The organism is Janibacter sp. CFPM2_SD2, from assembly GCF_057364645.1.
Window position 1 is genome coordinate 1 of the sequence record NZ_JBNFOF010000117.1, and the last position, 9,618, is coordinate 9,618.

Consider the following 9,618-nt stretch of genomic DNA (forward strand, 5'->3'; position numbering starts at 1 on the left):
GGGTGACCCGCGCGCCGACACCGACCTGACCACCCTCGAGGACGATGGTCGAGTCGAGCCGGGCCCCCTCGCCGACGACCGCACCCGCGTGCACGACGCTGCCGCCGGTCAGCTCGGCCGTGGGGGAGACCTCGGCGCCGTCGAGGACGAGCGCCTCGCCCCGGGGCGCCGGGGCGGCTCCGGGCCAGGGGTCGAGCAGCAGGTCGCGGGTCGCGGTGACGAGCGCCGCTGGCGTGCCGACGTCGAGGAAGTAGGCGTCCTCCCGGTGCGCGACGAGCGCGCCCTGCGCTGCCAGGGCGGGGAAGGCGTCGCGCTCGACCGAGGCCGACCCCGAGTCGGGCAGGCGGGTCAGCAGCGAGGGGCGCACGACATAGGTGCCGGCGTTGACCGTGAGCGACGGTGGGGTGGGTGACTTCTCGACGAAGGCCGTGACGATCCCGTCGGGACCGACGACGACGCTGCCGTAGGGACGTGCGTCCTCGACGTCCCGCACGTGGACCGAGGCGACGACGTGCGAAGGGGAGTCCACCAGCCCCTCGACCTGGGCACCGATGTCGTGGCCGCTCAGCAGGTCACCGTTGAGCACGACGACCGTGTCGGCGTCGGGCAACCGGCGCAGGGCCTCCCGCAGACCGCCACCCGTGCCGAGCGGGGTCTCCTCCACGACCATCGTGAGGTCCACCCCCTTCGCCCGGCAGCGCTCGACGAGCGGGAGGAAGTCCTCGTGGCGGTAGCCCGTGGACAGCACGACCCGGCGGATGCCTGCCCGCTCGAGGGCGCTCAGCTGGTGCTCGACGAGGGTCCACGGGCCGACGGGCAGCAGAGGTTTGGGGCAGTCGGCCGTCAGCGGGTGCATCCGACTGCCCACGCCACCGGCGAGGACGACCGCGGCGACGCCGGTCAGGACGGGTCCTCGCCGCGGGCGATCGCCTGCACCTGCGGGGCCAGCCAGCGCCAGAAGATCGGACCGGACTCGCTCGTGAAGTGGATCGAGTCCTCGTAGAGCGGGACGCCGTTGACCGTGTCGTGCATCTTGTCGCCGGCGCAGAGCAGGGAGTACTGGTCGATGACCGGGACGTCGTGCTTGTCTGCCCAGGCGGTCACGGTGCGGTTCACGATCTTGACGTAGCGGATGTCGTTGACCCGCTCCAGCTCTTCGTTGTTGAAGGTGGGCATCGAGTGGCAGGCGAGGTTGACGATGGCGAACTTCCCCTTGCCGGACGCAGACAGTGCCGCGTCCAGGTTGTCCTCGATGAGCGCATCCCACGTCGGGGTGCCGACGACGACCCTCTTGTTGTCGACCATTCGATCGGTGACCAGGGTGTGGGCGACGAAGTAGAGGACGACGTCTGCGTCCTGCTCGGCTCCGGGCTCCTGCCAGGTCGCCCGCCACTCGTCGCATCCCGGGGCCTGGGGCTGGCGTTGCCCATTGATGATCTTCTGCGCGGGGAGGGGGTCGCAACCGATGTGGGTCTGGTCGATCAGTCGGAGGTCCGGCTGATCGGACGACCGGGCAGTGGTGATGAGGCTCTCCGGCACAGAGTTGCCGATGAGTGCGACCTCTGTGATGCGGGGGGCGGGCCGGTACTGGGGCTTGTCGACTGCGACATCGCCCGAGGCCTGCAGCGTCGGTGAGACGGCCCGTGACGCGGCCGGGAGGGCGAGGGCGCCGACGACGAGCAGCGGTGCGCTGGCCCAGCACACGACCCGGCTCACCCGGGGGACGCGGGGGATGAGTGCGGCCACCCCCTTGCGGCGCACCGGCCGCTCGACGAAGCGGTAGGACAACCAGGACAGCAGGACCGTGAGCAGGACCTGGATGGCGACAATCGCCGCCGTCGGCAGGGGCAGCACCTGGTCGTTGAGGAAGACGACGATCGGCCAGTGCCACAGGTAGAGGCCGTAGGAGATCATGCCGATCCGGCGCAGCGGCTCGAGCGCGAGCACGCGTTGGGTGATCGAGCCGACGGGGCTCGTGGCGGCGACGAGGACGACGGTGATGAGCAGCGAGAGCGGGACGGCCAGCCCCTCGAGGATCACGCTCTGCGCGCGGTCGGCCCACCAGAAGGTGGACACCACGACGAGCAAGGCCGGCATCGCCAGACGGCGGCACCACATGTCGACGGTCCGCACGAGGTCGCGTGGGACGGCGCCCGGCCCGCCGCTGATGAAGGCCGCGACAGCCGCACCGACGAGCAGCTGGTGGACCCGGGTGTCGGTCCCGTAGTAGACCCGGCTCGGCTCGAGCCCCGGGTGGTGCAGGACCGCCATGAGCAGGGCCGAGGCGGCCGCGAGGCCGGCGAGCACCCAGGCGAGCGTGGCGCGGCGCCGGAGCATGGCCAGCAGGACGACGAGCAGCAGCGGATAGACGATGTAGAACTGCTCCTCGACCGCCAGTGACCAGGCGTGCCGCAGCGGCGAAGGGGAGGCCACCTGCCCGAAGTAGGCCTCGTCACCGAAGACGAAGCGCCAGTTGGCGACGTAGAAGATCGTGGCCAGCACGTCGCCGGCCACGCTGCCCCGACGCCCCGGGAGGGTGAGGAAGGCGGCCGCGACGAGGACCGCGGTGAGGACGAGGAAGAGCGCGGGCAGCAGGCGTCGTGCGCGGGCCAGCCAGAAGTCGACGAGGTCGATGCGACCGCGGTTGCCGCGGTACTGCGCGAGGAGCAGCGAGGTGATGAGGAAGCCGGAGATGACGAAGAAGATGTCGACCCCGAACCAGCCGCCCGGAGCCGACCGCGGGTAGACGTGATAGGCGATGACGGACACCACCGCCAGGGCCCGCAGACCGTCGATGGCGGGGCGGTAGGGCAGGGAGGCGTGCTGCGTTGCTCTGGACATGTCCTGCTTCCGAAGGGGGCGGCCCATTATGACCCAACTCGTGGGTAATATGACGGCCATGACCGACCACACCGAGGCGATCTCGCCCACGCGGCAGTTCGCGCCCCTGGCCATCATCCTCGGCATCCCGCTGATCTTCGCGGCGATCTTCTTCTACACCAGTCCGGTGACCCTCGTGACCGGTGGTGACCAGGGCATCTTCAAGTGTGGTTCGCCCAGCTCGCCCAACACCGACGCCGACAACGTCTGCGCCCAGCCGGAGAAGGCTGCCCGCAACAAGGCGATCTACTCGGGCCTCTCCGGCGTGGCCCTCGTGGGCCTGGGTGCGGGGTGGCTCCTTCGCGGTCAGCGTCGGGACGACGAGGACGAGTGGGACGACGAGCGTCCGCGCCGCCGCCGTGGTGACGACATCGACCTGCGTTCCGACGACGGGGACCGTCGTCGGGGTGAGGGCGAGCTGCGCGGTGCCCGCCGGGAGCGTCGGGAGCCCGACGAGGACCGGGACACCACCGACACGCGTGCCGAGCGCGACCTCGATCTCGACGAGACCCGCTCCTCGCGACGCGAGGACGTGCGCCGCAGCCGGCGTGACGACGATCTCGACCTGGACTCGCGCAGCCGGCGCCGGGACGACGACTGGTCCTCGGACGGCTGGCGCTGATGCGGGTCGAGGACTTCCTCACCGAGGTCGAGCGCTCCTTCGACGGTGACCCGCAGACCAGCGACCCCGTCGACCCGGTCTTCGCGCACATCGCCGAGACGGTCAACGGCTACACCGCCGTCAACGAGCTGACGGTGCTCAACGCCGCGGCCCGGGCGCTGCCCGAGGACGAGTGCTACCTCGAGGTCGGCAGCTACAAGGGCCGCTCGATGTCCGCCGCCGTGCAGGGCATCTCCGGCAAGACCTTCTACGTGGTGGAGAACTACCTCGAGTTCGGCATGCAGGGGCAGGAGGCCCGCGAGGAGCTCGACCGCAACCTCGCGACGCACGCCCGCGACGTCGACGTGCGCCTGCTCGAGGGCAACTGCTTCTCCCTGCTGCACCGCCCCGGGGTCATCGACCGTCCGGTCGGCGTCTACTTCTACGACGGCGAGCACACCGGCCTGTCGCACTACCTGGCCCTCGGCATCATCGAGCCCTGGCTCGCGGACGAGGCGGTCGTCCTCGTCGACGACGCGACCTACCCGATGGTGACCGACGCCCACGACGCCTTCGTCGCGGCGCACCCGCAGTGGCGCATCGAGCGCCGCTGGGATGCTGCGTCCAACAACGACCCGCGCTGGGCCAACGGCCTGCACGCACTGAGCTTCCGCCGCGACGAGGCCACCGCCCGCGGTGCGCAGGAGCCGTGGGACGTGCGTTGGCGTCGGCTGGCCTACCTCGCGTCGCTCGGGCCGGGGCAGAAGGCCGCGTGGAAGGCGATCCACCGCTTCCCCGAGCTCATCCCGCTCGCCAAGAAGCTCTACCCGTCGAAGAAGGCCAGCTCCATCGACTGACGGCGCTCACTCCCGGGTCAGGCCGAGCGCCTCGCTCGTCTCGGCGACCCGGGGCCCGGCGTCACCTCGTCGCCCGGCACGCGCAGCAGCCCGACGAGGGCGACGACCGCTGCCGTGCCGCCGACGGCCGTCAGCACCTGGGCGGGGGAGTCGTGCAGCCACAGCAGCACGAGGGCGCTCTGCACGCCCGCGGCCACCCACACGACGAGGGTCATGACGTGGTCGTCGCGGCTCATCCCGGCGAAGAGCCAGACCTGGATGACCGCCCACAACGTCCCGATGAGGGCGAACCACACGAGCAGCGGCTCCGCGTCGACGAAGGCGTTGCCTCCGGTGATCGCGACGAGCGGCCCCGGCAGGACGGCGCAGCCGAGTGCCACGACGAGGCCGATGGCGAGCACTCCTGCGGCGGAGCGGTGCAGGGTGGCCCGCACGTGCCCCCCTTCGTCCGCCCCCGCCACCGACGGCACGACGGCGAGCGCGACGAACTGGGTGCCCCAGAAGACGACCTTGCCGAAGAGCGCGGCCAGCGCGTAGGCGCCGCTGTCGTGGTCGCCGAGGACGGAGCGGGCCAGGACGACGTCGAGGCTGGACAGGGCCATGAGGCCGGCGAGGGCGATGTTGCTGCGGACGAGGTCGGCGAGGAGCACGAGCGGGCGCGGTGCGGCCCGGCCTGTCGTCAGGTCGGCACGGGTGAGGACCAGGGCCACGACGAGGGTCACGAGCGACGCGGTGAAGATCGACGCGAAGACCTCGACCACCGTGAAGTCGAGCCCGGTGGCGGCGAGGGCGGCGACCACCCGGGTCCCGGCGGTGACGAGGTAGACCGTCGAGAGCCGCCCGTAGGACTCGCGTCCGAGGAGCACTCCCTGCAGCGCGCCGGTGACGGTCATCGGGGGCAGCATGAGCGCCATCCACACGACCGACCACGCGCTGTCGAGCCGCAGCCCGTCGCGGATGAGGGGCGAGACGGCGATCGTGGCGGCAGCGAGGGTGAAGCCGACGGCCAGCGCCGGGAGGAGTCCGGTCACCTGCGAGCCGATCTCACGGTCGGTCGTGGTCTGGCGTCGGGCGACGACGACCTGGAAGGCACCAGCCGGCATCGCGAGCAGCACGCCGTAGGTGTTGAGCGCGGAGAAGCCACCGAAGTCGGCCGGCCCGAGCGTCGAGGAGACGAGCGCCACGAAGACGTAGCTCATGACATTGGCCAGCCCCATGGCCACCCCGAGCGTCAGCCCGGCGAAGGGCAGGACACGTCGAGCACGCGTGGGCATGGTGCTCCTGACGGTCGTGGACGAAGGGGTCGGATGTGACCGCCACGATGTTACGCCCCGGTAGCGCGTGGGTGTCCGTCGGTTAGGATCGGCCGGGTCCGGCGTGCTGCAGGTGCGTCATCCTGACGACGACGAGAGGAGGCGTCCCGGTGCGCAGCCGGTTCCGGTTCCCTCGTGCCCGCTCGACCCGCAGGCGCCCCTCGCGAAGCCCGCGATCGGCCTCCTGGCTGGCCCGTCTCGGCACCTCACGCGCCGTCGCGCTGCTGCTCCTCGTGCTCCTCGGCGTCGTCGTCTTCGCCAACAGCTGGGGCGTCTTCCAGACCGACATCAAGCCCGAGGTCTACCTCGCGCCGGGGGAGATGCTGCCGCGCTACCTGTCCGCGTGGACCTCCTCGCCCTACCTCGGCTCGCCCAACTTCAACGTCGGCCTCGTCCCGGTGCTCGTCGTCACCGCGCTGCTGCGCGCGATCGGCCTCGACGCCGAGATGGCCTTCAAGGTCTACCACCTGATCCTCTGGGCGCTGGCCGCCTGGGGTGCCAACCGGCTGCTGCGCACCCTCGTGCCCCGCGCCGGAGTCTGGGCCGGTCTCGTCGCCGGTGCCGCGTACATCGCCAACCCCTACGCGGTGGCCGCCGGTGGCACCCTGGCGATCGCCCTGCCGATGGCGCTGCTGCCCTGGCTGCTCGTCGCCGTCACCCGGTCCCTGCGCGAGCCCTCGGGCTGGGCCTGGCCGGCAGCGGTCGGGCTGATCTTCTTCGGCATGAGCGGGATGAACGTCGGCGTCGTGCCCGTCTTCCAGCTGCTGCTCATCGTGCCGCTCATCTTCTTCGTGCGGGCCGAGCGCGGCCTGACGATGCGCGAGATCGTCACCGCCCTGGCCAAGTGCGCGCTCTTCGTCGTCGTCGTCTCGCTCTACTGGCTCATCCCGGGCGCTGCCGCGAGCGGCACCGGTGGGCAGATCGCCGAGAGCTCCGAGTCCCTCGACGGCATCGCCCGGACGAGCTCCTTCGTCGAGGTGCTGCGCGGCCTCGGGCTCTGGTCCTACTACGGCTCTTCCGACGCCGGGCCCTGGCTGCCCCAGTACGCCGTCTACTTCACGAGCGGCGTCATCATCCTGCTGACGATGCTGTGGCCGGCTGCCGCCATGCTCTCGCTGCGGGTGGTGCCGGCCAGGCTCGCCCGGCTGGCGGCCGCCGGGGCGGGCATCGCCGCCGTGATCATGGTCGGCCTGTACCCCGGGGGCGACGGCGGGTCGCCCTTCTCATGGCTGCTGCGTCTGGTGCTGGAGCACGTCGGCCCGCTCGTCGCCTTCCGTACGACCAACAAGATCGGCGCGGGGCTCGCCCTCGCCTTCGCCCTCGTCATCGGCTGGGCGCTGGTGCACGCCCTGCCGCGTCTGCTGCGTGGCCGCATCGCGGCACCCGTCGTCGGCGCTGCGGGAGCCGCCGTGGTCGTCGCCCTCGTCGCCCCGGCCGTCACCGGCAACCTCTACGTCTCGCCCCTCGACGTCCCTGACTACTGGCGGCAGGCGGCCAAGGAGGTCGACAAGGGGGACCCGGACAAGCGCGTGCTCCTCCTGCCGGGCCAGACGCGATCGAGCTACCGGTGGAGCCTCGAGCGACCGGACGACCTGCCTAACTCGCTCTTCACGCGAGACGCGGTGATCCCCGAGACGCTGCCCAACACCTCGGCCAGTGGCGGCAACTTCCTCGCCGCCCTCGACGACACGCTGCAGTCCGGAGTCTCCGGCAGCCGTGACGTCTCTCCCTTCGCCCGCTACCTGGGGGCCGACCAGGTCCTGCTGCGGCACGACGTCGAGTGGGAGGGCGACGGCGGCGCCCGCCCGGCCGAGACCGCGCGTGCGCTCGCCGGTGACCCCGGGCTGCGTGGCCTCGGCAACTACGGCGAGCCGGGGCACAACATGTTCACCGCTCGGTGCCGCCGCAGTCGCAGGAGGAGGCGGTGCTCTCGCCGCTGCAGCTCTACGGCGTGCGTGACTCGCGCGCCGCCGTGCGGGCGACCCCCGCGAGCGGAACCCTCGTCGTCGCGGGCGACGGTTGGTCGGTCCCGGCGATGGACCGGGCCGGCCTGCTCGAGGAGTCGCCGGCGATCCGCTACGCGCAGGACGTCACCCCCGACCAGCTGCGACGGCTCATCGCCGCTGACTCCCGCATGGTCCTCACCGACACCAACCAGCGCCGCTCGGCGATCACCAACCGGCTGCGCTCCGGCCAGGGTGCCGTGCTCGCGGCCGACGAGGACCCCGGCGTCACCCGGGCCCTCGGCAATGCCGACGACCAGAGCACCCTCGTGCGCGAGGGGGTGCGGGTCAAGGCCTCCTCGACCGGTGGTGCCTTCTTCGACCTGCCCCACGGGGTCGCCGAGAATGCCATCGACGGAGACCCGTCGACCTCGTGGCTCTTCGGTGACTTCCGACGCGCACCCGGCACGACCCTGACGCTGAAGCTCCCGCGGGCACGCACCCTGGACACGATGACCGTCGACACGACCGCGCTCGGCGACGTGCGCATCGCCGACCTCGACGTGCGCGCCGGCGACACCCGCACGACGGCGAAGGTCGACGAGGACGGCGTGGCGAAGGTCGACCTCGAGGGTGCCCACACCGACACGATCACGCTGACCGTCGGCGACCTGCGCGGCGAGGGGTTCAGCCTCGTCGGTGTCTCGGAGATCGACCTCGGCGACCCGGACCTCGTCGCCACGCGCACGACCCGGCTGCCGAGCACCCTGACCGACCTCTACGGCGAGCTGTCGTCGACGGAACGCTCGACCTTCGCGCAGACGCCCCTCGACGTCTTCCTCACCCGGGTCACCAACACCGACGACACGGCCGACGACGCCGAGCAGGGGCTGCGCCGCGACTTCACGCTGCCCGACGACCGCACCTTCGCCACGAGCGGACGGGTGCGGGTCGAGGGCAACCGCGAGGAGCTCGCCGACGAGCTCTCGGGTCTGGACACGACCTATCGCGCGCGCTCGAGCTACACCTACTTCGACTCCCTGGCCAACCGCGCCTCCCAGGCCGCCGACGACTCGGACCGGACCGCGTGGGTACCGGGCGGCAAGATGACCGAGTCGTGGTGGCAGATGACCGGCCCTCGCCGGGAGATCCCGCAGGTCACGGTCACCCAGGAGCGCGGGCCCGGAGACGAGGGCGACACCGCCTGGGCGACGCGGGCCACCGTGCTCGTCGACGGCGAAGAGGTCGCCGAGGGAGAGCTCGGCCGCGGCACCTCGACGATCGAGCTACCCGCCGGCACGAGCGGGCGCACCGTGCGGCTGCGCATCGACGAGTCCGACGACTCCGACGGCGAGCGCCCGCCGCGCTTCACGACGATCGACACCGGGGCCACGATCGACCGGGGCCCGCAGCCGCGGCCCTGCACGACCGTCGCCACGCTCGACGGCGAGCCCGTGCGGATGCGACCCGAGGACCCCGAGCTCATCAACGGCCCCTCCGGTCCGGCCACGAGCTGGGTCGGCTGCGGGAACCTCGACGTCCCGTGGGGGGAGCACCGGGTGCGACCCGTCGACGGCGTGCAGGTCGACGGTCTCTCGCTCGAGGACCGCCAGCGCGATGCGGCCGAGGCAGTCCCTGCCCCCGTCGTCGAGGTGCACCGCAGCACGGTGTCGTCGTCGATGACCGTCGACGTCGGCCCGTCGACCGGGCCCTACTTCCTGTCCATCGGCCAGGGGCAGGACCCTCGGTGGAAGGCCACCCTCGCCGACGGCACCGACCTCGGCGCCCCCGTGGTCGTCGACGGCTACGCCGCCGGGTGGTACGTCGACAGCCGCGAGGCACAGCAGATCACCGTGCGCTACGGCCCGCAGACCCGCGCCGACATCGGTCTCGTCCTGTCCGGTCTCGGGCTGCTCGCCGCCCTCGTCATCTTCTTCCTCCCGCTCGCCCGTCGCCGCATCGGCGAGGTCCGGCGAGTCCGGCCGTCGGCAGGACGAGTGGGAGACGCCCGGCGGCGCCAGGTC

At 71.9% G+C, this 9,618-nt stretch carries 7 protein-coding genes; 4 read left to right on the forward strand and 3 right to left on the reverse strand.

Annotated elements, in window-relative coordinates:
• Both AC2W7J_RS11550 and AC2W7J_RS11555 read right to left on the reverse strand, forming a co-directional pair.
• A partial coding sequence (locus tag AC2W7J_RS11550) for a nucleotidyltransferase family protein (RefSeq protein ID WP_485982547.1) occupies positions 1-856 on the reverse strand: 856 nt, incomplete at its 3' end.
• A 44-nt stretch (positions 857-900) separates the two neighbouring features.
• Positions 901-2,841, reverse strand: a complete 1,941-nt coding sequence (locus tag AC2W7J_RS11555) for an acyltransferase family protein (protein WP_485982549.1) — start codon at positions 2,839-2,841, stop codon at positions 901-903.
• Between the two features lie 58 nt (positions 2,842-2,899).
• On the opposite strand from AC2W7J_RS11555, the gene AC2W7J_RS11560 reads away from it, so the two are divergent.
• Both AC2W7J_RS11560 and AC2W7J_RS11565 read left to right on the forward strand, forming a co-directional pair.
• Positions 2,900-3,502 carry a hypothetical protein gene (locus tag AC2W7J_RS11560; RefSeq protein WP_485982551.1) on the forward strand — a complete coding sequence of 201 codons (603 nt, stop codon included), beginning with the start codon at positions 2,900-2,902 and terminating at the stop codon, positions 3,500-3,502.
• On the forward strand, positions 3,502-4,338 hold the full coding sequence (locus tag AC2W7J_RS11565; RefSeq protein WP_485982553.1) for a class I SAM-dependent methyltransferase: 837 nt from the start codon (positions 3,502-3,504) through the stop codon (positions 4,336-4,338). Before AC2W7J_RS11560 ends, AC2W7J_RS11565 begins: the two co-directional genes overlap by 1 nt.
• Positions 4,339-4,355: 17 nt before the next feature.
• Here AC2W7J_RS11565 and AC2W7J_RS11570 read toward each other — a convergent pair whose 3' ends face one another.
• On the reverse strand, positions 4,356-5,612 hold the full coding sequence (locus AC2W7J_RS11570; protein ID WP_485982555.1) for a lipopolysaccharide biosynthesis protein: 1,257 nt from the start codon (positions 5,610-5,612) through the stop codon (positions 4,356-4,358).
• Positions 5,613-5,761: 149 nt separating this feature from the next.
• On the opposite strand from AC2W7J_RS11570, the gene AC2W7J_RS11575 reads away from it, so the two are divergent.
• Positions 5,762-8,071, forward strand: a complete 2,310-nt coding sequence (locus tag AC2W7J_RS11575; protein WP_485982557.1) for an alpha-(1->3)-arabinofuranosyltransferase domain-containing protein — start codon at positions 5,762-5,764, stop codon at positions 8,069-8,071.
• Positions 8,005-9,618: hypothetical protein (locus AC2W7J_RS11580; RefSeq protein ID WP_485982559.1), on the forward strand; the 1,614-nt coding region annotated here is incomplete at its 3' end. The genes AC2W7J_RS11575 and AC2W7J_RS11580, both read left to right, overlap by 67 nt.